The following is a 24,736-nucleotide window of genomic DNA, read 5'->3' as shown; positions in this document are numbered from 1 at the left end:
AATAAATGGCTAAGAAATATGATTTTACAAAAGGCAGTATTGGGAAAAGTCTTTTTTATTTTTCAGGTCCCATTCTTCTGGCGAACCTGCTGCAAACATCGTATCAATTTGTAGACAGCTTGTGGGTCGGAAACCTGCTTGGTGCAAATGCTTTGGGTGCAGTCGCCATTTCCGGGAGCATCTTATTTGTGGTGCTCTCGTTTATTATCGGCTTAAATAATGCTGCCTTAACGATTTTGTCCCAGCAAAAAGGGAAGCAGAATGAAGAGGGGTTAAAGCGTTATTTGAATGCGTTTGTTGTCCTGATGACATGTATCGCATTACTTCTTGGAATTTCAGGTTATATGTTTGCCGAGGTGCTGTTGCATTTACTCGGAACGCCCGAAGCGATGGTGGCAGATGCGGCTATTTACTTACGGATTAACTTTATGGGGATTCTATTATTATTTGGTTATAATTTTATCAGTACAGTGCTGCGTTCGATTGGAGATAGTAAAACACCGCTTTATTTTGTGACAACAGCAGTTCTATTAAATGCTGTTCTGGATCCATTATTTATTGATGTTTTTGAATGGGGCATTACTGGTGCAGGGTATGCTACTGTAGTATCACAGGGTTTTTCCTTTTTTATCGGCTTCTTTTATATTTTGAAAAAGGATTTAGCTCCATTTACCATACCCAGTCTGCCTAAATGGCAGGAAATTAAATTAATTCTGCATATCGGTATCCCATCCAGCCTGCAAATGGCGGTTATCTCTGCTGGGGCAGCTGCCATTATTGGTGTTGTAGCCACGCAGGGAGAAGCAGTTGTTTCGGGATATAGTGCGGCACAGCGTTTAGACAGTTTATTGATGCTTCCTGCACATGCTTTAAGTATTGCTGTATCCAGTATGGCCGGTCAGAATATTGGTGCAGGGGATTGGGACAGGGTCAGGGCTGTTGCGAAATATGGTGTGATTTATAATTTTGTTATTATGTTTCTGATCGGTGTGATTGTCGCCATTTTTGCTGAATATGGTGTCAGATTATTTATTCAAGATGAAGCATCTGTCCGATTTGGAACGGTATATCTCCAGATTGTTGCACTTTGCTATCCATTTTTGGGGATTAATTTTATCTTGAATGGTGTTGTCCGTGCAGCAGGGGCGATGTATCCAATTCTTGTATTGAATATCATTTCCTTCTGGGTTCTGCGATATCCGCTGGCAGCATTGTTTTCCCGTCTGCTTGGTGAAATCGGTATTGCAGTTGGTGTAGGAGCAAGCTTCATCTTAAGCAGCGCTGTTGCTATTATGTATTATCGCTATGGAAAATGGCGGGAGAAGAAATTATTTGCAGATGCTTAGGATAGGGAGGATAGTAGATGCTGTTGCTGGTTGGTTTACTGTCAGGCTTTGTACTCGGAGGATTCTTCTATTTTTTTCAACAATGGACAGAAATACCTGTCTATACATTGCTGATGAATGTTGATTATTTTCCTGTGCTGGGTAGCATGTATTTACCGGGCTGGGTGGAATTTTCTTTGCATTTGCTTGTTTCAATAGGCATTGTATGGATTCTGTACCTTCTCCTCCAAAAGAAAAGTATGGAACAGAAGCTTATTCCTTACTTATTTTGCAATAGCCTCATTGGGCTGGTTATTTTTCCTGTTACAATGTTATCGGAGCGGACACCGGAAATAGACAATTCATGGGCGTGGCTTATCTGGCTGTCAGGGCATATGGTATATGGATTTTCGGTATGGGGGATGCTGAGGATAGGTGAAGGGATAAAGGAGAAAACATCATGAAACGAAAGACATGGAGACAGCTGAAAGATTTACTGAAATATTTAATCATTATTGGGGTAATATTTTTCTTTGGTTTAGCCTTCCTTTCCCTGGTAGTCAATTATATTGCCGAGGGGCCCGGGCAGGAATTTGAAGAGTCCACTCATGTTCCGGCGCTAAGCGAGCAAATCTGGGAATATAAGCCGCTTGTTGAAAAGTATGCAAAACAGCACGGGATAGAAGAGCAAACGAATACTATTCTGGCAATGATGATGCAGGAGTCTGGGGGACGCGGTCCGGACCCGATGCAATCCTCTGAAAGTCTGTGTGGGGAAAGGGGCTGTATTGATAATCCGGAGCATTCGATTGAGCAGGGGGTATCCTTTTTTGCACAGATTTATGAACAAGCGGAAGGAGATATAGATTTAGCTGTCCAGGCTTATAATTTTGGACCTGGCTTTATTGCCTATATACAGGAAACAGAAAAAAGATATTCGGAAGAGGCTGCCATTGCCTACTCACAATATATGTATGAACAGGCAGGAAAAGAAGATTCAATTTATGCCTGCCGGAGAGAAGAAGCGGAAGAATTAGATGCGTGTTATGGTGATATTTATTATGTATCCTCTGTCATGTCTTATAAGGAAGCAATAGAAATAGAGCTGGAAAACTGATATGATAACAGTATATGAATGAAATGCTCTTGATGAAGAGCAATTTCTGCATACTATGCTGTTGTCATATCTTTCTATGTCCGAAAGAGGCTTTTTTCTCCTGCAGTTTTTCGGAGAATTAACAGATGATTATGATAACATTATGTATTTAAAAATCAAGGTGGAGGATGATATTTTATGAAAGCAATTCAAACAAACAATGCACCAGCAGCAATTGGACCATATTCTCAAGCGATCGAGGCAGGAGATTTCCTGTACATTTCCGGACAAATTCCGATTGATCCGGCAACAGGTGAAGTGGTGGAAGGAATTGAAGCACAAACTAAACAAGTGTTGGCAAATTTACAAGCTATTTTAGAGGAAGCAGGTTTGAGCTTCGCAAATGCAGTAAAATTTACCATTTTTTTAAATTCCATGGAGGATTTTGCAACAGTCAATGAAATTTATGGTGCTGCATTGGAAGAGCCATATCCGGCACGTGCTTGTGTGGAAGTAAGCCGCTTACCGAAGGATGTGCTTGTGGAAATGGATATTGTTGCATACCGTAAAGGATAAGGAGGTATAATATGGAGAATTTTATCTTTCACAATCCAACGAAGCTCATATTTGGAAAAGGGCAAATCGAAAAGCTGTCTGGTGAAATTCAGCCTTATGGAAGCCGTATCCTGATTGTATATGGTGGAGGAAGTATTAAACGAAATGGCATTTACGATCGTGTACTGGAGGAATTGCAAAAAATCAATGCCGAGGTTTTTGAGCTTTCTGGAGTAGAGCCTAATCCACGCGTCTCTACAGTACGGGAGGGTGTCCGTATGTGCCGTGAGCAGAAAATTGATTTTATCTTAGCTGTAGGCGGAGGCAGTACGATTGATTGTACGAAAGCAATCGCTGTCGGTGCGGTAACGGATGCAGATATGTGGGATGTTGTGACGAAAAAGGAAAAGCCTGCAGGTGCACTGCCATTTGGGACTATACTTACTTTAGCTGCTACGGGTTCTGAGATGAATTCGGGCTCTGTGATTACCAACTGGGAAACGAATGAAAAGCATGGATGGGGTTCACCATTTACCTATCCAAAATTTTCTATCTTAGATCCTGTGCATACTTTTTCCGTTCCGCGCGACCAGACGATTTATGGACTGGTAGATATGATGTCGCATGTGCTGGAGCATTATTTTCATCATGAAGAAAATACACCGATCCAGGACAGATGGTGTGAAGGTATTCTGTTAACATTAATGGATGTGGGACCAAAGCTGTTAGCAGATCCTGAAAACTATGCATACAGGTCTACCGCAATGCTTGGTGGGACACTTGCCTTAAATAATATGTTAAATTTAGGGTATCGCGGCGACTGGGCAACACATAATTTGGAGCATGCTGTATCGGCTGTTCATGATATTCCGCATGGCGGCGGTTTAGCTATTTTGTTTCCTAACTGGATGAGGCATGTGTTGGATGAGAGCAATGTACATCGCTTTAAACAGTTGGCTGTCCGTGTCTTTGGAGTGGATACAAGAGGAAAATCAGATAAAGTCGTTGCCTTAGAAGGAATTGATCGCCTGCGCGAATTTTGGAATGAAATTGGAGCACCTTCCCGGCTGGCAGATTATGATATAGATAGATCCACTATGGAAGAAATGGCGGAGAAAACGGTTGTAGCGAATGCCACATTTGGTAATTATCGCACCTTAACTAAGAAAGACTCGCTGGAGATTTTTGAAGCAAGCTTATAATTTCCCGGGAAATATTGTCGGAATATGTAGAAGAGCTTGCAGTTATTCATAAACTGCAAGCTCTTCTTTAATTTGTAAACGTATTTTATCCAGACATTCTTCCGGTGTCTTTCCAAATACACGTTTGTTATTTACTAAGGCATATGGACGAACAGCACATAGCCCACAGAATGACAAGCATTCATTCATCAGAACCGCAACCTCAGGAAATTCTTTCTCCAGAATGGATTCTATATCTATTGTAGTGATGGCGTTTCCGTCACATATTTCTACGATGACAATACCCATTGCAATCACTTTCTTTCTATCAATGTTTGATACGTTAGCCCCCAACTTCAAATTTTTATTCGAAAATGAAGTGAAGGAAGTATTCATATCGATTTTTTATTTAATCTATAGCAAACTATCCTTGCTTCGTTAGTTTTAGCATAATTATCAAAACAAATCAATATTTTTACCTGAATCAGAAAGTATGTGAATGCGAATGTTTTGTGTTGGGCTCATGTTCATATCGTAGCCAGGTAATAAGCATCACAAAGCCGCAAAGAATGAGCAGCAGGCCTGTTGTTAAAAAGACTGCGGAGAATCCCCAGGTTGCTGCAATGGTACCGCCGAGCATTGGTCCGACAATATTGCCGAAAAAGCGTAAGCTGGTATCATAGCCAAGCACTTCCCCCTGGGTAGACAGAGGTGCTTCTTGGCGAATATAAGCAACACGAATTGGAATAATCCCGCCTAGAAATAGACCAAGTAAGAATCGTAAAATGACCAATTGCCAAATATCTGTAATGAACATACCCGGCAAGTATACCAAGCCGGATGCAAACAGCATGACAATCAATACTTTGGTATAGCCATGATTATCTCCAATGATTCCCCAGCGCCTGGTCATTAACAGGTTTCCAACTCCGGTCGCTGAAAAGGCTATCCCTGCAAAGAATGCGAGATTGACGGGTCCATGAATTTCTTCTACAAATAATGATAAAATTGGCTGGACACTGAAGTGTGCAATCTGTACAAGAGCAGACATCAATAAAACTATTAATAAGATTGGCTTATTTAGAATATATTGCAGCACTTCTTTTCTGGTGTAATTTTTGGTGTCTTCTTCTTTTGAAAATTTAACCTGCATTTCTTTTACACCAAATATAACAAGCAGTCCGGATATAAGGATCGTTACAGCAACCCATTTGAAGGTGCTGGAATAACCAAATGCATCTGCCAGCGCCCCTCCCAGCAGCGGTCCCATCAGTGAACCGGTAATCGTTCCGGTTTGCAGAGTCCCTAATACCTTTCCTGCAACTTCTTTAGGTGTCTGCGTTGCAATAAATGCTTGCGACATCGGGATAAAGCCTGTTACAATCCCCATTAAAAAGCGCAAAAGAAATAATTGCCATACGGTCGTGGCAAAGCCCATTAAAAATACGGAAATGCCAATCCCTAAGGCTGACATAACCATCAGACGTTTTCTTCCAAAGCGATCGCCGACTCTTCCCCAAATCGGTGCAAAAATAAATGCACTGATGAAAGTAACGGCAAAGGTTAACCCTGACCATGTTTGCACATAAGCTTCAGAGAAATTCCCCATTGACTGAATGTACAAGGAAATAAAAGGCACAACCATTGTCATGCTTCCGCTAATAAAGAAATTAGCCAGCCACATAATCACTAAGTTACGTTTTACTCCTGGATGTGTATGAATAACACTCAAACCTTCTTTCCATTTATTAAAAAAACTGCAGATTAAACTATTCATTTTTTATGGTATAAGCGCGCTCTGTTCATATGAAAAAGGCATAAGTTCCAATGACCCATACCTTCTCTACAACAATCTGCAGCCGTCCGTTTAGTTTCATGAATTTGTCGCACTATAACCATTTGTAAAATTCCTGTGATGGAGAGAAACAAAGTTGTCAGAACCCTTTTAGATTCTCCTGTTGTTTATTTCGCTACTCCAAATATACACAAACACGAACTAAATGAAAAGTTATTTGCTCAAGATCATTACATTTAAAAGAAGTGTTTCAAATGCGAAAATTTAATCTTTTTCGTCTTACCTTTTCTGTTAATTCTCGGTATACTAATTGATACAGGGAGGAACAGAGATGAAGTGGTCGTTAGAGAGAAAGTTTCCTTATTTATGGTTGTATACTTGTAACCGTTATCATGTTGATGGTTATGATCCTCTATATTATTTTTGAACGAGAGCAAACGAAACAGTTAATAGGGCAGCAAGCATTAACCACTGCAATCGCTGTGTCAGAAATTCCGGAGGTGCAGGCGGTTATCGCTGAAAAAGGCGATGCTCATGATCTTTGGGAATTGATTGAGCGGATACGACATCAATCAGGAGCCGAATTTATCGTAATTGGAGACAACGACTCTATTCGTTATACACATCCAGATCCAGATAAGATCGGTATGGAGATGGTTGGTGAAGATAATGAACAGGCATTAGTTCACGGTGAAAACTATGTTTCGGTTGCACAGGGAAGTTTAGGAGTTTCTGTTCGCGGTAAGTCGCCAATATTCAATGATAATGGTGAAATTATTGGCGTTGTCTCTGTAGGATTTATGGTTTCTTCTATTGATTCATTATTTGCACAGGGATTTATCGGATTCTTAATATGGTTGTCTTTAATTTTTATCATTGGCGTTGTTGGCAGCTATTTTCTGGCACGCAGTATTCGAAAAGATACCTTTGGCTTAGAGCCGTATCAGATTGCCCGTATGTATAAAGAACGGGGTGCCATTCTGGAATCAATAAACGAGGGGCTGATTGCAACAGATCAGTATGGACATATTACATTAATCAACCAATCTGCAAAGAATATTCTGCATATGCAGCAGAATGTGATTGGGAAATCGGTAAAAAAAGTATTGCCGCATACGGAGCTTGCCCATGTTTTGAGCGAAGAAAAGGCTGAAGGGTCATATGAGACAACCATTCATCAGCAAGTACTCTTGGTTCATTACAAACTTATTGATGATGATGGTCAGTATCGGGGGAAAGTCGCCAGTTTCCAAGTACGTTCAAATTTACAAGAGTTGATTCATACTTTGTCAGAGGTGCAGCAATATTCCCAGGATCTCCGTGCGCAGACACATGAGTATACGAACAAGCTTTATGCTATCTCAGGCTGGCTCCAGCTTGGTCATACAGAGAAGGCCCGAAAATTTATTCATGAAGAGATCGGTCAGCAACAGAGCTATGAGAAAGTGCTTTTTGATCAAGGAGCTGACCCTACTATTCAGGCTGTATTAATCGGAAAGCTCTCGAAGGCATCAGAGAAAAAGGTAGATTTTACATTAAATGAAGAGAGTTACGTGACCTATCGATGGCCGACACATTTGACTGCACATCTGGTGACAATCATTGGGAATATTATTGATAATGCCTTTGATGCAGTGGCTTTATCGGAAAAACCGAGAATAGATATTTTTTTGACCGATATGGGCAAGGACTTAGTCATTGAAGTTGCTGACAACGGCGAAGGTATTCAGCCGGATGATTATGATCGAATAATGGAGCAGGGATTCACTACAAAAGAAGGAGTACACCGCGGCTTTGGCTTGGCACTAGTACAAGCAGCATTAAAGGAAATGGGAGGTTCCTTTGAAATCGCATCGAATGATCCACAGGGAACGATATTTACCATTTATATTCCAAAAGAAGGAGGAATAGAATCATGAATATACTTGTTGCAGAGGATGATTATCGTGTGGCGGATATACATTGTCAATACTTAGAGGAATCCTTAGGAGTCAACCATATTGAACGGACTGCCAATGCAAAGGAAACGCTCGAAAAATTGAGAGAACGTCCATTTGATCTATTGTTATTAGATGTGTACTTACCAGATGAGCTTGGAACGAATATGATTGAAGTTTATAAGAAGGAAAATCCATCGTTACAAATCATTTTAATTACAGCAGCAACCGATAAGAAGATTTTGGAAAAAGCATATTTGTCTGGTGTTATAGATTATTTAGTTAAACCAATTGCATTAGAACGATTAGCCGAAGCTGTAAAAAATGCAATAGATAATATCAATTTGATTCAATCCAGTGAAGAAATTACCCAGCAGCTTGCTGATCAGTTGTTTCAATCCAAGCATAAGGGAAATGGAAAACAGCAGGAATACCCTAAAGGAATTGATGAATTGACATTGAAAAAGGTAAAAGATGTATTACAAAAATCATCGGAGGGAATGACTGCTGAAAAGGTAGGAAAAAAACTTGGTGTCTCCCGGACAACGGCAAGACGTTATCTGGAATATTTAATATCTGTAGAATATGTACGGGCAGAATTGGAATATGGTGTCGGACGACCAGAAAGAAAATATGTCATTTAAGTCATTCATTGAAAATGTCGACTGAGAAGAATGAGGGGATTATTCCTCTCTTTTTTTGATGAAAATGTTTTTTTAGCCAGATTTTGTTGAAGAATAGACAAGGTAGCTTATAATGCAGTCGGATAACAGAAAATCCCGTGAACAAAATGAACAAAACGAATAGAAGTTTTTTAATAAACATTAATTTGAAAACGGTTACAACAACTGAAAAATTAACTAAAATGAAAAAGTAATAAAAGAGGATGTTCAAAAAGTCCAATAAAAGTGACATGGCGTGAAAAGGAACTTCTACTAAGAACACCAACATCATGTGGGCAACGTGGCAATCACCATATTCTGCGGGAGTCCGTACGAAAAAATTTCGTCGCCTTGAACTTCTTGGTCCTTTTTATCGATTTTTTGAACAGGCACTAAAAAGGAGGCGTTTTCATTGTTAAAAAGAATTATATTGATCCTGATTTTACCTCTTTTTCTAATTGCGGGATGTTCCATGCCTGTGCAAAGCGGTTCGATCAATGAACAGGGGCAGTGGGTTCCTGACCGGTCTATTGAAATTATCGCTCCAGCTGCAGCAGGGGGAGGCTGGGATACAACTGCCCGTATGCTGGCAAGAACAATTGATGAAGAGGGATTAGCTGATCAAAGCTTTGGTGTTGTAAATAAGCCAGGTGGTGGTGGTGCGGTGGCATGGTCGTATATACATAAAAGAAATGATCCGCACAATATTTTTATAAGCTCTCCACCATTACATTTTGTGTATTTAAACGGACAATCTCCATTCGGTTATGAAGACTTTACACCAATAGCCAATTTGATTGCCGATTACGGAGCCTTTGCAGTTCGTGAGGATGCAGAGTGGAATTCGTTAGAAGATTTATTTACAGATATGCGGGAGGATCCAGAGAGTATCACAGTAGTTGGTGCGTCTTCTCCAGGAAGTATGGATCATATCCAGTTTATGATGTTTGCAGATAAAGCCGGAGTAGATATTACGAAGATTCGTTATATCTCTGATCAGGATAGTGGAGGAATGACCTCTGTTCTTAATGGGAGTGTCGATGTCATTTCTACAGGAGTAATGGATGCAGCAGATCAGGCACGTGCTGGAAAATTGAAAATTCTAGGTATTACAGCTCCAGAAAGGCTGGAGGGGGATGAATACTTAAGCACGCTTCCAACGGCAAAAGAACAAGGAATTGATGCGGAGTTCATCGTATGGCGAGGAATGTTTGGACCACCAGATATGACAGAAGAACAGCTTGCCTATTATGAGGATATATATAAAGAAGTATCTGAATCAGATGCCTTTGCAGAGGTTCGGGATATGTATGGCTGGGATGAACAGTTTATGGGCAGTGATGAGTTCAGGGAATTCTTAGATGAGCAATCTGATGATCTGGAGAACATATTAATAGAACTTGGTTTTATCGAGGAGGATGAAGATGAAAATATCGGTCAATAAAGGGTTGTCTATTGTATTAATAATAATTGCTGCCGGCTATTTAATCATGGCCTACCAGCTGCCGGAATACATTTTTGTCCCGGTCGATGCGGACTTGGTTCCTAAGCTGCTGGGATACGCACTGCTTATTCTATCTATTTTCTTCTTTTTTAGTAAAGATATTGACACGGACGAACAAAAAGCGAAAAGAGTCATTCCCAAGAATGATTTCTTCATACTGCTTGGGATTTTAGCAATGATATTACTGTATATAACCGTTTTGGAGGTCATTGGTTTTGTTATTATGACAGCTTTATTTATTATCGCCAGCTCCCGATTTTTAGGATACAAAAATTGGACTGTGTTACTTTTGACAAGTTTGCTGTTTGCTGGAAGTGCATACAGCTTATTCAATTATGGATTAGCCATTCGATTACCGGCAGGAATTCTGCCGTTTTAGGATACGGAAGGAGTGACAAATAGATGTTTGATGGAATTTTACAAGGTTTTCAAGTAGCTTTCAGCTGGGAAGCAATTATGTTTGTTTTTCTGGGAGTGTTGTTGGGAACAATCATTGGCATGATTCCGGGGTTAGGGCCGATCAGTGCGATAGCAATCATGATTCCAATAACCTATGGAATGGATCCGACAATTGCCCTAGTAATGATGGCAGGGGTGTATTATGGTTCCATGTATGGAGGGTCGACCTCTTCTATTTTGTTAAATGCACCAGGTGTAGCTGGAACAGTAGCAGCTTCCTTTGACGGTTACCCAATGGCACAGCAGGGGAAAGCTGGAAAAGCCTTGGCAATTTCGGCAATTGCTTCCTTTGTCGGCGGAACGGTTAGTGTTATTTTATTAATGTTATTTGCTCCGATGCTGGCCAGCGTTGCTATTCTGTTTGGACCACCAGAATATTTTGCATTAATGCTATTAGGATTGACTGCCATTGCCAGTTTATCCGAGGGTTCAACGATTAAGGCGCTTATATCTGCGGTATTAGGATTTATGATCGTTACGATAGGAATTGATTCACAAACTGGAACAAGCCGTTTTACCTTTGGGAGTGTAAATTTATTAGATGGCATTGATTTCTTAATTATAGCACTTGGAGTATTTGCGCTTGCAGAAGTATGCTTCTTAATTTTAAATCGAAAGCAAAAAATGAAAGGACTATCAAATATCGGAAGTCTGAAACTGTCTAAACAGGATATTAAGGAAATGAAAGGGCCATTAACCCGGCAATCCTTTCTTGGGTTCATTTTAGGGGTACTTCCGGGAGCAGGAGCAACGATATCTTCATTTGTGGCATATATTAGTGAAAAGAAACTTGCAAAAAATCCAGATGAATTTGGTAAAGGCTCTATCAAAGGACTGACCGGACCGGAAACAGCAAATAATGCAGCGACAAGTGGTGCATTTGTGCCTCTACTCAGCTTAGGTATTCCCGGGTCAGGTACTACAGCGGTTATGCTGGGGGCTTTTCTTGTTTTAGGTGTTCAGCCGGGCCCGTTACTGATGACAGAAAACCCTACTGTATTTTGGGGGGTTATCGCTAGTATGTATATAGGGAATATTTTCCTGTTAATTTTGAACCTTCCGTTAATTCCCTACTTTGTTAAAATACTAAAGGTACCACGTCCATTACTAATCTCATTAGTTATTGTTTCAAGCTTAGTGGGGGTATATGCGGTCAGCTTCAGCACCTTTGATTTATATTTACTCGTGATCTTTGGCATTTTGGGATATCTGATGCGGATCTTTGCGTTCCCGGCAGCACCTTTTATTCTGGCATTTATCCTGGGAGGAATGATGGAGCAGGCATTACGTCAATCTTTAACTATTTCCGGCGGCTCCTGGAGCATTTTTTATACGAGTCCGTTAACGATGTTCCTATTCATTATCATGATAATCGCATTAGTTGTACCTGCTTGGAGAGATCGTATACGACGTAAGAAAGAGGAGGCAAAAGTAAAGAAATACTAATCATTTTTCTACTTAAACATTTTTATAAGAGCAGTCCTGTTTATCTGAAAAGAAATCCGGGGAATAGCCGGCTCTAAAGAAAGAAAAAGATTTTCGTTTCGAAGCAAAAGAGATACGGAGGTCTTTTTTTTCATGCCAAGATTATAAATTAATTGTTTAAAAACATGTAATCATTTTTTCTTCAGGTTATAATAGATGACGATAGTTGCTCATCACAAATATCAAAAGTAAGAGGAGAGCTCTTGCGAAGAAAAGGAGTAAACAAAATGAATAAGAAGTTAGTATCCATGTTGAAATACGTTGCACTAAGCTGCATATTATTTTTCAGTATCTTATTGCCAGTTTCAGCAGCTTCTAATACAACGATTATCTATGGGGAAAAACTTAGTGACAGCCAGCGGGCAGAAGTCAAGGAGATGCTGGAGATATCAGATGATGACACATATGAGGAACATGATGTGACAGGACAGGACTACGCTGATTTTATAAATGGAAATCCAAATGCCAATATGTACTCCTCCGCAGGGATTACATTAGAGTCAAGTGGAACAGGACTGGACGTGAATATTTTAACACCGGATAATATAACGGAAGTAACACGGGAGATGTATATGAACGCTCTATTAACAGCAGGAGCGGAAAATGCAACAGTAGATGTTGTTTCCCCCGTCAAGGTATCGGGTCATTCTGCATTAACAGGAATTTATAAAGCCTATGATGTGGAAGGAGTAGAATTAGATCAGGACCGAATGGAATTAGCTAACGATGAGTTAGAACTGGCAACAGATTTAGCTGATAATGAAAATATTAGCGATGAAGATGTAAGTACGCTTTTAACAGAAATCAAAAAAATGATTGCTGAACAGAATCCAGTGACAAGAGAAGAAGTAGAGCAAATCGTTAATGAGCAACTAAACAATCTGGATATTCAGCTTAATGATGCTGATCGGCAAATGCTGATTGATTTAGTAAACAGAATGAGGGATTTAGAAATTGATTTTGGATCGATGAGAGATCAATTAGAGGATATTACAAACAACCTTGTCGAAAGAGCGGAAGATTTAGGCTTGGACAGAGGATTTTGGGAGAGAGTAGCGAATTTCTTTAGTGATATATTCCGTTCCATTGCAAACTTTTTTAGCAGCTAATTGAATACTGGCAAGCATTTGACAAAGGGTTCTCTATCAAAGAGAGCTCTTTTTTTATTATTACAAAGCCTCTTATTTGACGTTGATTTGTCATAAAACATGGACGACACCTCTCTACTATAACAATCATGTTACAAATGTAATAGTAGCTGAATGATATGTAATCATTGTAATTTACACTTAACTGTCCTGTAACTGTATTCTCTGGGATCCTGTGATAGGATAGTCATTGTGAAAAACAAAGGAGGTTATCAGATGAGAAAACTAGTAGCAGCATTATCTGCTGGATTTATTATTACCGGTGCAGCTGCAACAACAGTTTCCGCTGACGCAAATGAACACAAGGTCGAATTAGGAGAGAGCTTATGGGAGATTGCAGCCCAACATGATACAAGCGTACAAAACTTACTTGATATAAATAATCTTAAAACAACGGTAATCCATCCGAAAGATATTATTTTGGTAAGTGAACCTAATGAAAATGGTGAAGAAACACGATATACAATAGAAAAAGGTGACACCTTATCAGAGATAGCTAAGAAATTCGGTGTATCTATAAATGATATTAAAGAATGGAATAACCTTTCTTCTGATACAATCGTTATCGGATACCAATTATCAATAAATGGTGCAGCAGCTGAGCCTGCAGCAGAAACAGTAACAGAAGAACCAGCTGAAGAAGCAACAGAAGAGCAAGCAGAAGAAAGTGCTCCAGTTGAAGAGGAAAGCGAGCCCGCACAAGAAGAAGCTCCTGCAGAGCAAACTTCAAATGAAGAAGCATCTGCTTCTGAACCAGCAGAACAATCTTCAAACAACGATTCTCCACAAGGGGAAACAATTTCCGTAGAAGCAACTGCATATACAGCAGGATGTGATGGATGCTCCGGAGTTACTGCAACAGGTGTAGATTTAAATGCAAATCCTAATGCAAAAGTAATTGCAGTAGATCCTAGCGTTATTCCATTGGGAAGTAAAGTATACGTTGAGGGTTATGGCTATGCAACTGCTGCCGATACCGGCGGTGCAATCAATGGAAACAAAATCGACCTGCATGTACCAACTAAACAAGAAGCATTAAACTTTGGAAGACAACAAGTTAACGTAACAATCGTAGAGTAAATTTATAAAGATAGCTTAAGAGTCAATGAAACTCTTAAGCTATTTTTCTGCGCTTTAAAAAAGTACAAAGAATCTAAAGAAAAACTTGTTTTCTTTACAGATTTTCCGAACTAGAAAGCCCACTGCTTTAAATGTAGGAGTTGTCAAAATAAAAAAGGCACCATACTTCTAAAAAATAAGCATGAAACCTTATCAAACGATGCTATCTGGCTGTTTAACATTGTAGTTATGACGCAAAATGGTTCTTAAACATCTGCGTTTTATCTATAATCAATAATAAGCTGATTTTTCCTTCACATTTTTCAAAAAGACGAATAATAAATGATTATTTTATCTTTAACGGACTTTTTGAATATCCTTTTTAATTCTGAAATTCGGTAGTCGTGGAAGCCGGGCTTTGTTCAATTTCTTCATTATTATCGTTATGAGCACTTGAATAGCCTAAAGCTCCTACTGCGGCAATGACAAAAATGAACAAAGTAAGTAGAACTTTTCGCATGTTTCTTTTCAACCCTCCATTTTATTCTTCAATAATATTCAACTCTCTAAGTATAGGACATTGTAAGCCGCTTGGCTAGCAGGAAAAACAATAAATTTTCTTATATATTCGCTAATTCTGTAAATGACTGATATGGAAAATTTCTGTGTTATAATTGTAAGGGATTTCATAGATGACTATTTCAGGGAGGATGATATGTATGACAAGCCGAAATTTAGATCAGTTTTTAGAATCGAATATCGCTGATTTAAAGGAAAATGGTCTGTATAACGAAATTGATATCGTAGAAGGTGCGAATGGACCGGAGATTATGATTGAAGGGAAAAAGTTAATCAATCTTTCTTCCAACAACTATTTAGGTCTTGCAACGCACCCGGAACTAAAAGATGCGGCAAAACAAGCCATTGATTCTCATGGTGTTGGAGCCGGTGCCGTTCGTACGATTAATGGTACACTTGATTTGCATATGGAACTGGAAAAAAGAATTGCTGCATTTAAAGGCACCGAAGCAGCTATCGCTTACCAATCTGGATTTAACTGTAATATGGCAGCTATTTCAGCTGTAATGGATAAAAATGATGCTATTTTATCGGATGCGTTAAACCATGCCTCCATTATTGACGGCTGCCGTCTGTCAAAAGCGAAAATTATCCGGTTTGCGCATTCAGATATGGATGATTTACGTGCAAAAGCAAAAGAAGCGGCAGAGTCAGGCGAATATAACAAAATTATGGTTATTACTGATGGTGTGTTTTCAATGGATGGAGATATCGCCAAGCTGCCGGAGATTGTAAAAGTTGCCGAAGAATTTGATTTAATAACCTATGTAGATGATGCACATGGTTCTGGTGTAACGGGAGATGGGGCAGGTACGGTAAAACATTTTGGATTACAGGACAAAGTAGATTTTCAAATGGGTACGCTATCAAAAGCAATTGGTGTGATCGGTGGATATGTTGCCGGGAAACAAGCGCTGATTGATTGGCTGAAGGTCCGTTCCCGTCCATTCCTGTTTTCTACAGCTGTATCCCCGGCAGATGCGATAGCAAGTACAAGAGCTATTGAAATGTTAATGGAGAGTACCGAGCTGAATGAGAAGCTCTGGGAGAATGGCGATTACTTGAAAAAAGGGTTAAAAGATCTGGGCTTTGATATCGGAGAGAGTGAGACACCGATTACCCCTTGTATTATCGACGATGAAAAGCAGGCACAGACGTTCAGCAAAAGGTTGTATGAGGAAGGCGTTTATGCAAAAGCAATTGTGTTTCCAACTGTCCCAAGGGGTACTGGGCGTGTTCGGAATATGCCGACAGCAGCTCATACGAAAGAAATGCTGGATCATGCTATCCGTATCTATGAAAAAATTGGTAAAGAAATGAACTTGATTTAAAAAAGGAAGGGTTCATGTTCAAAAGGGTTGATAAAAATTCAAAATGTTATTTTTAGCGGACTTTTTGAACAGCCTTTAAGGGGTGTTTTCCGAGATGAAAAAAATTTTAGTGACCGGTGCATTAGGACAAATCGGGTCAGAATTAACGGAGAAGCTTCGTAGTACATACGGTGAGGAGAATATCATTGCTTCTGATATCCGGAGACCTGAGAGTCCGACAGGAATATTTGAAGAGATCGATGTGACGAAAGAAAAGGATATTTATGAGATTGCTAAAAAATATAATGTGGATACCATTATCCATTTAGCCGCGCTCTTATCAGCGAAGGCAGAGGCTTTTCCAAAAGTGGCATGGGAAATTAATATGGGCGGGCTGGTAAATGCTTTAGAAGCAGCGAAGGAGTTAAAATTAAAATTTTTTACACCCAGCTCGATTGGTGCATTTGGACCAAGTACACCAAAAGACAATACACCTCAGGATACACTGCAGCGGCCGACAACGATGTATGGGGTAAATAAAGTAGCAGGAGAATTACTATGTGATTACTATTATTCCAGATTTGGAGTCGATACCAGAGGGGTTCGCTTCCCCGGTTTAATTTCTTATGTAACAGCTCCGGGAGGCGGTACAACAGACTACGCAGTAGAAGTGTATTACGAAGCAATTCGAAAAGGAAGGTATACTTCCTATATTGCCCAGGGTACGCATATGGATATGATGTATATGCCGGATGCTTTAAATGCGATTATTCAGCTGATGGAAGCAGACCCTGATCGATTAAAGCACCGCAATGCCTTCAATATTACCGCAATGTCTGCAGCGCCGGAGCATTTTGCAGAAGCGATCGGCAGGCAGATTCCGGATTTTGAAATGAATTATCAGGTGGACCCTGTCAGACAGGGGATTGCAGAGAGCTGGCCAGATTCTATTAATGCAGACGCTGCGAAAGAAGAATGGGGTTTTGAGGCAGCACATGATATTGACAGTATGACAATAGATATGCTGGAAAAGATTCGGGAAAAAATAAAGCGAGATAGCGCTTGATAAATTGGAGAAAAAAGGCTTGGCAAGTCAGGCCTTAAAAGCACAGGTTCCTTTCGTTGGGGGTGAGATTACTCGCCCCATGAAAATCGTTGCACTTATATTATTGTCTTAAGGCTTTATAGGAAAGAAAGAGACTCTGATAAAGGATATACTTATCAGAGTCTCTATTTTATAGCCGGTAAGTCTGTATTATGCTGTTGTATACATTTCCTTCACTTGCTTTTGCAGCTTTTTATCCTGAACATATTCATCATAAGAGATTTCTTTATCAACAATACCGTTTGGCGTGATTTCGATAATGCGGTTCGCAATACTGTTGATAAATTCATGGTCATGTGATGTGAAGACAATCGATCCTTTGAATTTAACCAGACCATTATTTAATGCCTGAATTGATTCCAGGTCCAGATGGTTGGTGGGCTCGTCTAAAATAAGGACATTCGATTTGGAAAGCATCATTTTAGAAAGCATACAGCGGACCTTTTCTCCACCGGACAGGACATTTGCTTTTTTCTTCGCTTCTTCTCCGGAGAATAACATTCTTCCTAAGAAACCGCGTAAGAAGGTTTCTGTTTCATCCTCAGGGGAGTATTGACGCAGCCATTCCACCAAGGATAAGTCCACACCATCAAAGAACTCGGAATTATCTTTCGGGAAATAGGACTGTGATGTTGTAATTCCCCATTTATAAGAGCCTTCGTCCGGCTCTAATTCACCGGCCAGAATTTGCAATAAAGTAGTATTGGCAATATCATCTTTGCCGACCAATGCCACTTTATCATTCGAATTTAGTGTGAAGTTCACCTTATCCAATACTTTCACACCATTAATGGTTTTCGATAAATCCTTCACCTGTAATAAATCATTTCCAATTTCACGTTCAGGCGTAAAGGCGATATACGGATATTTTCTGGATGATGGCTTAATATCATCCAACGTAATGTTATCCAGCATTTTCTTACGCGACGTTGCCTGTTTGGACTTTGAAGCATTTGCGCTAAAACGGGCGATAAAGTCTTTTAACTCTTTAATTTTCTCTTCTTTTTTCTTATTCGATTCTTGAGCCATCCGGGAAGCAAGCTGACTGGACTCATACCAGAAATCATAGTTTCCGACATAGAGCTGAATTTTTCCGTAGTCGACATCCGCAATTTGCGTACAAACTTTATTTAAAAAGTGACGGTCATGGGATACAACGATAACGGTATTTTCAAATTGAATAAGGAATTCCTCCAGCCATTGAATTGCCTGAATATCCAATCCGTTTGTCGGCTCATCGAGAAGAAGAATATCCGGATTGCCGAATAATGCCTGGGCAAGTAATACTTTTACCTTCTGCTCTTCAGGAATCTCTGCCATTTTTAAATCATGAACAGATTCGTCCACGCCAAGCCCTTTAAGAAGTACAGCAGCGTCAGATTCTGCTTCCCAGCCATTCATCTCTGCGAATTCCCCTTCAAGCTCTGCAGCGCGGATTCCGTCTTCTTCGTTAAAGTCTGCCTTCATATAAATCGCGTCTTTTTCCTGTTTGACTTTGTATAAACGTTCATGACCCATTAATACAGTCTCCAGCACTGGATGCTCTTCATAAGCATAGTGATCCTGTTTTAAAACAGTCAGACGCTGTCCCGGTGTCAGGGACACATTGCCGGATTGCGGTTCGATTTCACCAGAAAGAATTTTCAGGAACGTAGATTTCCCTGCACCATTTGCGCCAATCACTCCGTAGCAGTTTCCCGGTGTAAATTTTAAGTTGACATCTTCAAAAAGCTTCTTATCACCATATCGTAAACTAACATTAGTTACTGTTAACATTTTATTAATTGCCTCCAATAAATCGTTATCAAAGTAAGCTTACGTTATTTGTGGCAACAATGCAAGATAAGACCGCTATATCTCTAAAAATATCTCGTCATCCAGGGAATTATCAGATTGTTTGCTTGTGGATAACTATTTGTAGCTAAACGGCCGCTTTGCGCTTTTGGTTCTTTCCAGTTCTATAAAGCTATAGACCGGAAGGCTTAGTTGAAAATATGACGCTGGGTTATTACGAATGAATAAACTAACCGCTAGAATAAAAGTAGCTTAAAAATAAAGCTGAAAAGAGCATGCTTCCTTATTATTTAATTTCTGAATCCAGCTATGAAGGAGGAATGTAAATGACACTAAAAATCTTTCCGCATATGAAGGATACCATTTCAGATAATGTTCATATAATGATAAATAAGAACGAGCTGAAGAAACGCTATGCTATGACAGTTTACTATATAAAGAAAAGCGAACAGGAAAAAGAAGAGATAAGAAAGTTAATGAAGATACAAGCTAAGCTTGGGGAAATATATCAGCAGGGGTATATAAATGCGCAAGAAAATGCAGAAATGCAATTTACACAAATGAAAATAGCTGAGCAGAAGTCGGAAAAAGAGGCATATGATTTTTCATATAGAGCGTACAAGGTATTTAAAAACCGGATGCAGAAAATGCAAATTTTAATGGAAGAAGCTTTGAAACAGCTGGGCTCATTGAAAAAGGTCTACCAGAATATGACCGATCAGTTACAGAAAATGCAAAGCATTCTGAACAAGCAGTTACACGATAATAAAAATAATGACAAATTAGAGGATACATTGAAACTTTTTGTCATTTAATACGTAAATAAATGGTATAACTGGACGAGATGGACCACCATTATCATACCCTTTTTAAGATAGAAGTGGAGCAGTGAAAAGGCAGTAAGGAATACAACTATCTATTTTTGCACCAGCTATTGTATATTAAAATACTTTTGTATATATTAATAAAAAAGGGTATGTCCGAAGAGGGGGAACAAGTAGATGAAAAGCAAGACGGTTTATTTGCTGTTTACTGATACAGGAAGCTATCTTTCACGATTGATTCATCTGTATACTCAGGAGCCTTTAAACCATGTTTCTATTGCTTTAGATAGAGAATTAACAGAAGTTTATAGCTTTGGGAGGAAACAGCCTAATAATCCATTTATTGGTGGGTTTGTAAAAGAGGATATTTTTTCGCCATACTTAAATCACTCTATGTGTGAAATTTATGCACTGAAAGTGACTGAAAAAGAATATGAATATATTAAATCCTTTATTCAAAATATAGAAATTGACAAAGAAAAATACCGTTATAACTTTATTGGGCTATTTGGAGTCATGATGAAAATCAAAATTACACGGCAGACAGCCTTTTTCTGTTCACAGTTTGTGGCAACCATTTTACAGGATGTAACGAGTCTTTCTTTAACAAAGGACCCTTACTTTACAACACCGGAGGATATTCGAACTGCTCCGGATTTAAAGCTTGTTTATGAAGGAGTATTGTTACATTATAAAGATGCAGATTCTTTATCAGCAGCAGAACAGCCATCATTATCTTATATTTCTAACGTATAAATGCTGGGGTGAAAATCTAATAATCTAAAATGGCATACTAATACAAGGTTTAAAATTTTTATTGAAAAAGCACAGAGCTTCGGACGAGGCTCTGTGCTTTTTGACAGGTTATTCAAATAGACTCTGCATTGCTTCCCGGGAGAGATCTTGAATTCCCAGTGTTTCATATGGTACAACGAGCTTCATGGTGATATTATTTGCTTCTAAATCCATATGCTGTACAGCCACATCAAAGTTTCCTTGTAAATTCATATCAGTCACAGCTACATAAATCTCTTGGCTGTCCGGGTCGATAGTCACCCAGTCAGGCATTGGCAGAAATCGATCCATATATTCCATGATTTTTTTGTTCGGCAGCTCTAGCAGCCCAACGGAGATTGACTTTTGCTGTAAAATAAGATCGCCATTAGCCTGTTCAATCGGTTCAAACCGGACGGATAGAGGCACGGTAGATGAGAAGACAGGCAGCTCTCCCATCAAATGCACATCATCCTCAAGTAAAATACGATAATGATGATCTGTTCCCTCAAGTAATTTTTCAACATATGCATTGATTAAATTATTTAAGTTTTGCTTGGTTGTCTGAATATAAAACTCAGAGCTTTCCTGTTCATTTATCACAGCGTTTTGAGGGAATGCATTATCAGAAACCGGCCAAAAAATCAATGCCAGCAAAAGGAGCAGAATTATCCCATTCAAAATAAGGAGACCAATAAAACCGGCTTTCCATTTATTATTTATTTTTAGTTGTCTGTTCTTTACTCTCATTATCGTTTTCATCCCAACTTAATTAAAATATTCCAGAATACGTTCAGCCATTAAATAGTATCCATCATAATTAGGATGGAAGTTATCTTCTGCAAATAAATTTACCGTTGTATCATTAAATAAATCATCAATAGGTACAAACGTGCTGTTTTCGTTTTGATGAACAACTTCTCTTCCTGTATCATTCCAATTATGGATAATTTGATCTAATTCTGGAATGTCTTCAAAATAATTTTTAAAAGGATTAAATACACCTAGTAGATAAATAGAAGCATCCGTATTTATAGAACGGATTTTATCAAATATCTCATGCAATCTTGCTTCATAAGAAGATTGTTCATCATTGAAATAGCTAATTTCTAAATCCATTATATTTTCCTTCAGCACCTGCATAATATCGTTTGCGCCGATGGTAATAATAATAATATCTGCTTCTTCTAAAGCCGCAGCTATTTCCGGCTCTTCATTCAGCCGATTAAGCAGCTGATCAGAGCGATTTCCCCGTTTTCCAAAATTATCAAAGTGGAAATTAGTATCAAGAATTTGAAGTGTTCTGTCCAATATCCCGACATAGCCTCCCTGGTTTGTATCATCCCCCACACCTTGAGTCAGTGAGTCACCGAGTGCTACAATATTTACGTCGTCCTCCGGGGTAAATTCAAACGTGTTTTCCAGTGTTTCGTTAACAGCCAAAGGTTCATTTTCCTGCTCCTCCGCATCACCCATGACCTCTTCGCTCTCATGATCTTCTGTATCTTCCTCATTCTCACCTGCTTTAGGCGTAATTTGTTCTCTCAGCGCTTCTTCTCTTTCCCGTTGTTCAGAGCTTAACTGAAAATAGGGCAGTTGTAAAATCGAAAAAACGGCTACAACGATAATAAGAAGGAAGCTAATGAGAATAAGCCATCTCTTTTTTGTCATCTTCATCACACCTACGTGTTCTTTTCTTCTAGTTTATGTTGGAACAAATAAAATTACCTAAGGATACGAAAGGAAATATTATTTGCTGCATTTATTTTTGTAAAATACACTGGTTCATTTTCATAGATAAATGTTTTTCTTTATAATCTTATTTTAATCAAGGTTAATACATAATAAACCAAGGATAATAAATAGTAAACAAATTAAATGAAAAACGTCTCCTAAATTTGTGTTAGAAGACGTAACAGACCTTTATTATATCATAAATGTACCCGTTTTTCTTTTCATAAAACATCAAATGTGCGATCAAAAGAAAAACGGGTCTGGGATTCTATTTTACAACGGGCGTTCAGAACTCCGCAGCTCAAGAGCATGCTCTGCTGGATGAAGGCCTGAAAGAATAAATACTTCAGAGGTTACCTCAGGATCTGTCTTTGTGAATAAAATGGTCCCTTGATAAGCAGTATTCTCTTCCGGTATCGGCTTCCCTTCCTGCAGCCAAACGGCATCAGCTCCTGTTAATAGATCTGTTGTAAGCTCATCTGTATCTGCTGTTGGAATAACCTCATAGCCTAATTTATACAGGGGAGCAATCGCTTCATCTGCAATGCCGACAGTGACAATCCGTTTTTTACGGACACCTTCACGGCGGTCAAATGGAGATTGCAGTAAGTTTCTTACCGCTATTTCTTCAGCGGATTTCTGATTGCTCTGTGATTTTCCAGTCGCCTGATAAATCGCCTGCTCCAAATCAGCCACAATATCATCAAATGCCTCCAGCCCGACAGATAAGCGAATCAATTCTTCTGTCGTTCCGCTTGTTGCTAATTCCTCAGCAGTTAATTGCTGATGGGTTGTCGAAGCAGGATGGATAATGAGTGATTTTGCATCCCCAACGTTGGCAACATGCGACCAAAGCTTTACATTATCAATTAATGTGCGCCCTGCCTCGCGTCCACCTTCAATACCAAACGTAATAACAGAGCCAAAACCACCTTTTAAGTATTTCTTAGCAAGTTGGTGGGGCGGATGTGACGCTAAGCCGGGATAATTAATCCATTCTACAGCAGGATGCTTTTCTAAATAAGCAGCCAGTTTTTCGGCATTTTCACTATGCTTCCTGATGCGTAAATGCAGGGTTTCCAAGCCCTGAAGTAATAGAAAGGCATTTTGTGGACTAAGAGCCGGCCCGATATCACGTAATAATTGGACGCGCAGCTTTGTAATAAAAGCAGCTGGGCCTAAGTCAGCATATTTTAAGCCGTTATAGCTTACATCCGGCTCAATAAAATCAGGGAATTTCGCGTTATTCCAGTCAAATCTTCCACTGTCAACAACAACACCGCCAATGGTTGTCCCATGTCCGCCAATCCATTTTGTGGCAGAATGAACAACAATATCCGCACCCCACGTCAGCGGTTTGGCAACATAAGGGGTAGCAAATGTATTATCAATAATTAAAGGGATGCCATGATTATGGGCAATATCAGCAACCGTTTCTACATCAAAAACATACAGGCTCGGATTCGTGATAATCTCACCAAAGATGGCTTTTGTTTTATCTGTAATCGCAGCTTCAATTGCTTTTGGATCTGTTCCGTCTACAAATTTCACATTAATTCCATAGCGGGGGAGTGTGTTGGCAAATAGATTATACGTACCGCCATATAAATTGCTGTCTGCGACAATTTCATCACCGGCGCGTGTAATATTTAAAATTGCCATAGTAATCGCAGCCATTCCTGATGATACACCTAAAGCACCAATACCATCTTCTAATTGCGCAATCCGCTGTTCAAACGTATCTACCGTGGGATTCATTATTCGTGTATAAATGTTTCCCGGCTCTGCCAGGCCGAATAAGTTTTGTGCATGCTCTGTGTCCCGGAATACATAAGAGGTAGTTTGATAGATTGGAACTGCACGTGATCCTGTTGCCGGATCTGGAGCCTGACCTCCGTGTAATAAGATCGTCTCGTCTTGCTGAACTGGATAATTTGACATTTTATTTCCTCCCTTTTTTTAAACACTCTCTTATCAAAAAGAGCTCCCTTCTTAAAAGAAGAGAGCCCTTATGACTGACCTGGAACTCTCTCTTATCTTTCAGATGATGTATCTGTAGGATTTAGCACCTGCATTTGCAGGTTGCCGGGCTTCGCAGGGCCTATTCCCTCCACCGCTCTTAATAAGAGATGCTGCTAAATATTTTGAAATTACTTGAGATTATAAAGTTATAGAGGTTAAAAGTCAAGTGTTTTACTGGGGATTGTCAAAGGAATAATTATTTGGGGTGGAGCGGGTGCTTTAAAGTATATTGTCTTAGTTTGATTATGCGCATAGAGAACAAAAAGCGGATATATTACATAGTGACATATCATTCAGGTGTTATCTAACATAATAATTGAACAACATGCTAATGTAGTAAAAATAAAAAATTCGCAAGTTACAACTCCACTTTCTAGTAAAACAATTG

23 protein-coding genes and 1 riboswitch are annotated in these 24,736 nt (G+C 39.3%); of the genes, 16 read left to right on the top strand and 7 right to left on the bottom strand.

The window, feature by feature from the left end:
• Nucleotides 1–5: 5 nt before the first annotated feature.
• From FLK20_RS12760 to FLK20_RS12740, 5 genes are all read left to right on the top strand, one after another.
• Nucleotides 6–1,346 (top strand): MATE family efflux transporter, encoded by a 1,341-nt coding sequence (locus FLK20_RS12760; protein WP_152656959.1) that lies wholly within the window; start codon nt 6–8, stop codon nt 1,344–1,346.
• 17 nt (nt 1,347–1,363) lie between these two features.
• Nucleotides 1,364–1,789 carry a hypothetical protein gene (locus tag FLK20_RS12755; RefSeq protein ID WP_152656958.1) on the top strand — a complete coding sequence of 142 codons (426 nt, stop codon included), beginning with the start codon at nt 1,364–1,366 and terminating at the stop codon, nt 1,787–1,789.
• Nucleotides 1,786–2,442: a lysozyme family protein gene (locus FLK20_RS12750; RefSeq protein ID WP_152656957.1), complete on the top strand. Its 657-nt coding sequence runs from the start codon at nt 1,786–1,788 to the stop codon at nt 2,440–2,442. The genes FLK20_RS12755 and FLK20_RS12750 overlap by 4 nt, the downstream gene beginning before the upstream one ends.
• 177 nt (nt 2,443–2,619) lie before the next feature.
• Nucleotides 2,620–2,997, top strand: coding sequence for a RidA family protein (locus tag FLK20_RS12745; protein ID WP_152656956.1), 378 nt, complete (start codon nt 2,620–2,622; stop codon nt 2,995–2,997).
• An 11-nt stretch (nt 2,998–3,008) separates the two neighbouring features.
• Nucleotides 3,009–4,178, top strand: coding sequence for an iron-containing alcohol dehydrogenase (locus FLK20_RS12740; protein WP_152656955.1), 1,170 nt, complete (start codon nt 3,009–3,011; stop codon nt 4,176–4,178).
• A gap of 42 nt (nt 4,179–4,220) precedes the next feature.
• Here FLK20_RS12740 and FLK20_RS12735 read toward each other — a convergent pair whose 3' ends face one another.
• Together FLK20_RS12735 and FLK20_RS12730 are read right to left on the bottom strand one after the other, a co-directional pair.
• Complete coding sequence (locus tag FLK20_RS12735) at nt 4,221–4,466, bottom strand: YuzB family protein (RefSeq protein ID WP_152656954.1); 246 nt, start codon at nt 4,464–4,466, stop codon at nt 4,221–4,223.
• Between the two features lie 175 nt (nt 4,467–4,641).
• The gene (locus tag FLK20_RS12730) at nt 4,642–5,841 is read right to left on the bottom strand and encodes an MFS transporter (RefSeq protein WP_152657054.1); all 1,200 of its coding nucleotides are present in this window, start codon (nt 5,839–5,841) and stop codon (nt 4,642–4,644) included.
• Nucleotides 5,842–6,356: 515 nt separating this feature from the next.
• Here FLK20_RS12730 and FLK20_RS12725 point away from each other — a divergent pair.
• The 7 genes from FLK20_RS12725 (at nt 6,357) to FLK20_RS12695 (ending at nt 14,227) form a co-directional block, all read left to right on the top strand.
• On the top strand, nt 6,357–7,871 hold the full coding sequence (locus FLK20_RS12725; protein WP_227995028.1) for an ATP-binding protein: 1,515 nt from the start codon (nt 6,357–6,359) through the stop codon (nt 7,869–7,871).
• Nucleotides 7,868–8,533 (top strand): response regulator, encoded by a 666-nt coding sequence (locus tag FLK20_RS12720; protein ID WP_152656952.1) that lies wholly within the window; start codon nt 7,868–7,870, stop codon nt 8,531–8,533. Before FLK20_RS12725 ends, FLK20_RS12720 begins: the two co-directional genes overlap by 4 nt.
• A 490-nt stretch (nt 8,534–9,023) precedes the next feature.
• A complete protein-coding gene (locus tag FLK20_RS12715; RefSeq protein ID WP_152657052.1) occupies nt 9,024–9,995 on the top strand; it encodes a tripartite tricarboxylate transporter substrate binding protein in 972 nt (323 codons plus the stop codon).
• The gene (locus FLK20_RS12710) at nt 9,976–10,434 is read left to right on the top strand and encodes a tripartite tricarboxylate transporter TctB family protein (RefSeq protein WP_152656951.1); all 459 of its coding nucleotides are present in this window, start codon (nt 9,976–9,978) and stop codon (nt 10,432–10,434) included. Before FLK20_RS12715 ends, FLK20_RS12710 begins: the two co-directional genes overlap by 20 nt.
• A 23-nt stretch (nt 10,435–10,457) precedes the next feature.
• On the top strand, nt 10,458–11,960 hold the full coding sequence (locus FLK20_RS12705; RefSeq protein WP_152656950.1) for a tripartite tricarboxylate transporter permease: 1,503 nt from the start codon (nt 10,458–10,460) through the stop codon (nt 11,958–11,960).
• 266 nt (nt 11,961–12,226) lie between these two features.
• A complete protein-coding gene (locus FLK20_RS12700; RefSeq protein WP_152656949.1) occupies nt 12,227–13,108 on the top strand; it encodes a DUF1002 domain-containing protein in 882 nt (293 codons plus the stop codon).
• A 255-nt stretch (nt 13,109–13,363) separates the two neighbouring features.
• Nucleotides 13,364–14,227, top strand: coding sequence for a 3D domain-containing protein (locus tag FLK20_RS12695; RefSeq protein WP_152656948.1), 864 nt, complete (start codon nt 13,364–13,366; stop codon nt 14,225–14,227).
• A gap of 361 nt (nt 14,228–14,588) precedes the next feature.
• On the opposite strand, the gene FLK20_RS21645 is transcribed toward FLK20_RS12695, so the two are convergent.
• Nucleotides 14,589–14,726: a hypothetical protein gene (locus tag FLK20_RS21645; RefSeq protein WP_194165616.1), complete on the bottom strand. Its 138-nt coding sequence runs from the start codon at nt 14,724–14,726 to the stop codon at nt 14,589–14,591.
• A gap of 199 nt (nt 14,727–14,925) precedes the next feature.
• Here FLK20_RS21645 and FLK20_RS12690 point away from each other — a divergent pair, with 199 nt between their 5' ends.
• Both FLK20_RS12690 and FLK20_RS12685 read left to right on the top strand, forming a co-directional pair.
• Nucleotides 14,926–16,116, top strand: a complete 1,191-nt coding sequence (locus FLK20_RS12690; RefSeq protein ID WP_152656947.1) for a glycine C-acetyltransferase — start codon at nt 14,926–14,928, stop codon at nt 16,114–16,116.
• A 94-nt stretch (nt 16,117–16,210) separates the two neighbouring features.
• Nucleotides 16,211–17,161: an L-threonine 3-dehydrogenase gene (locus FLK20_RS12685; RefSeq protein ID WP_152656946.1), complete on the top strand. Its 951-nt coding sequence runs from the start codon at nt 16,211–16,213 to the stop codon at nt 17,159–17,161.
• Nucleotides 17,162–17,350: 189 nt separating this feature from the next.
• Here the strand turns inward: FLK20_RS12685 and FLK20_RS12680 are convergent, their stop codons facing one another.
• A complete protein-coding gene (locus FLK20_RS12680; protein ID WP_152656945.1) occupies nt 17,351–18,976 on the bottom strand; it encodes an ABC-F family ATP-binding cassette domain-containing protein in 1,626 nt (541 codons plus the stop codon).
• Nucleotides 18,977–19,320: 344 nt separating this feature from the next.
• Here FLK20_RS12680 and FLK20_RS12675 point away from each other — a divergent pair, with 344 nt between their 5' ends.
• Entirely contained in the window at nt 19,321–19,809 is a 489-nt protein-coding gene (locus FLK20_RS12675) for a hypothetical protein (protein ID WP_152656944.1), read from the top strand.
• A gap of 186 nt (nt 19,810–19,995) precedes the next feature.
• Entirely contained in the window at nt 19,996–20,574 is a 579-nt protein-coding gene (locus tag FLK20_RS12670) for a hypothetical protein (protein WP_194165615.1), read from the top strand.
• A 108-nt stretch (nt 20,575–20,682) separates the two neighbouring features.
• On the opposite strand, the gene FLK20_RS12665 is transcribed toward FLK20_RS12670, so the two are convergent.
• The 3 genes from FLK20_RS12665 to FLK20_RS12655 all read right to left on the bottom strand — a co-directional run bounded on the left by FLK20_RS12665 (nt 20,683) and on the right by FLK20_RS12655 (nt 24,267).
• Entirely contained in the window at nt 20,683–21,342 is a 660-nt protein-coding gene (locus FLK20_RS12665) for a YpmS family protein (RefSeq protein WP_152656943.1), read from the bottom strand.
• A gap of 18 nt (nt 21,343–21,360) precedes the next feature.
• Entirely contained in the window at nt 21,361–22,263 is a 903-nt protein-coding gene (locus FLK20_RS12660; RefSeq protein WP_227995027.1) for an SGNH/GDSL hydrolase family protein, read from the bottom strand.
• Between the two features lie 336 nt (nt 22,264–22,599).
• A complete protein-coding gene (locus tag FLK20_RS12655) occupies nt 22,600–24,267 on the bottom strand; it encodes an O-acetylhomoserine aminocarboxypropyltransferase/cysteine synthase family protein (RefSeq protein WP_152656942.1) in 1,668 nt (555 codons plus the stop codon).
• Nucleotides 24,268–24,356: 89 nt separating this feature from the next.
• Nucleotides 24,357–24,455: riboswitch (SAM riboswitch) on the bottom strand.
• Between the last annotated feature and the right edge of the window lie 281 nt (nt 24,456–24,736).

Source organism: Oceanobacillus sp. CFH 90083, assembly GCF_009389585.1.
Classification (GTDB): domain Bacteria; phylum Bacillota; class Bacilli; order Bacillales; family Amphibacillaceae; genus Oceanobacillus.
Note: the sequence above shows the minus strand (reverse complement) of the source record. Positions and strands in the feature narration are given on the sequence as shown.

What these genes read in the sequence shown, in the direction of transcription:
- FLK20_RS12690 (WP_152656947.1), top strand. Translation starts at nt 14,926, where the DNA reads ATGACAAGCCGAAATTTAGATCAGTTTTTAGAATCGAATATCGCTGAT.
- FLK20_RS12725 (WP_227995028.1), top strand. Translation starts at nt 6,357, where the DNA reads ATGATCCTCTATATTATTTTTGAACGAGAGCAAACGAAACAGTTAATA.
- FLK20_RS12660 (WP_227995027.1), bottom strand. Translation starts at nt 22,263, where the DNA reads ATGACAAAAAAGAGATGGCTTATTCTCATTAGCTTCCTTCTTATTATC.
- FLK20_RS12745 (WP_152656956.1), top strand. Translation starts at nt 2,620, where the DNA reads ATGAAAGCAATTCAAACAAACAATGCACCAGCAGCAATTGGACCATAT.
- FLK20_RS21645 (WP_194165616.1), bottom strand. Translation starts at nt 14,726, where the DNA reads ATGCGAAAAGTTCTACTTACTTTGTTCATTTTTGTCATTGCCGCAGTA.
- FLK20_RS12755 (WP_152656958.1), top strand. Translation starts at nt 1,364, where the DNA reads ATGCTGTTGCTGGTTGGTTTACTGTCAGGCTTTGTACTCGGAGGATTC.
- FLK20_RS12730 (WP_152657054.1), bottom strand. Translation starts at nt 5,841, where the DNA reads ATGTGGCTGGCTAATTTCTTTATTAGCGGAAGCATGACAATGGTTGTG.
- FLK20_RS12760 (WP_152656959.1), top strand. Translation starts at nt 6, where the DNA reads ATGGCTAAGAAATATGATTTTACAAAAGGCAGTATTGGGAAAAGTCTT.
- FLK20_RS12735 (WP_152656954.1), bottom strand. Translation starts at nt 4,466, where the DNA reads ATGGGTATTGTCATCGTAGAAATATGTGACGGAAACGCCATCACTACA.
- FLK20_RS12715 (WP_152657052.1), top strand. Translation starts at nt 9,024, where the DNA reads ATGCCTGTGCAAAGCGGTTCGATCAATGAACAGGGGCAGTGGGTTCCT.
- FLK20_RS12665 (WP_152656943.1), bottom strand. Translation starts at nt 21,342, where the DNA reads ATGAGAGTAAAGAACAGACAACTAAAAATAAATAATAAATGGAAAGCC.
- FLK20_RS12675 (WP_152656944.1), top strand. Translation starts at nt 19,321, where the DNA reads ATGACACTAAAAATCTTTCCGCATATGAAGGATACCATTTCAGATAAT.
- FLK20_RS12740 (WP_152656955.1), top strand. Translation starts at nt 3,009, where the DNA reads ATGGAGAATTTTATCTTTCACAATCCAACGAAGCTCATATTTGGAAAA.
- FLK20_RS12695 (WP_152656948.1), top strand. Translation starts at nt 13,364, where the DNA reads ATGAGAAAACTAGTAGCAGCATTATCTGCTGGATTTATTATTACCGGT.
- FLK20_RS12680 (WP_152656945.1), bottom strand. Translation starts at nt 18,976, where the DNA reads ATGTTAACAGTAACTAATGTTAGTTTACGATATGGTGATAAGAAGCTT.
- FLK20_RS12670 (WP_194165615.1), top strand. Translation starts at nt 19,996, where the DNA reads ATGAAAAGCAAGACGGTTTATTTGCTGTTTACTGATACAGGAAGCTAT.
- FLK20_RS12710 (WP_152656951.1), top strand. Translation starts at nt 9,976, where the DNA reads ATGAAAATATCGGTCAATAAAGGGTTGTCTATTGTATTAATAATAATT.
- FLK20_RS12700 (WP_152656949.1), top strand. Translation starts at nt 12,227, where the DNA reads ATGAATAAGAAGTTAGTATCCATGTTGAAATACGTTGCACTAAGCTGC.
- FLK20_RS12750 (WP_152656957.1), top strand. Translation starts at nt 1,786, where the DNA reads ATGAAACGAAAGACATGGAGACAGCTGAAAGATTTACTGAAATATTTA.
- FLK20_RS12720 (WP_152656952.1), top strand. Translation starts at nt 7,868, where the DNA reads ATGAATATACTTGTTGCAGAGGATGATTATCGTGTGGCGGATATACAT.
- FLK20_RS12655 (WP_152656942.1), bottom strand. Translation starts at nt 24,267, where the DNA reads ATGTCAAATTATCCAGTTCAGCAAGACGAGACGATCTTATTACACGGA.
- FLK20_RS12685 (WP_152656946.1), top strand. Translation starts at nt 16,211, where the DNA reads ATGAAAAAAATTTTAGTGACCGGTGCATTAGGACAAATCGGGTCAGAA.
- FLK20_RS12705 (WP_152656950.1), top strand. Translation starts at nt 10,458, where the DNA reads ATGTTTGATGGAATTTTACAAGGTTTTCAAGTAGCTTTCAGCTGGGAA.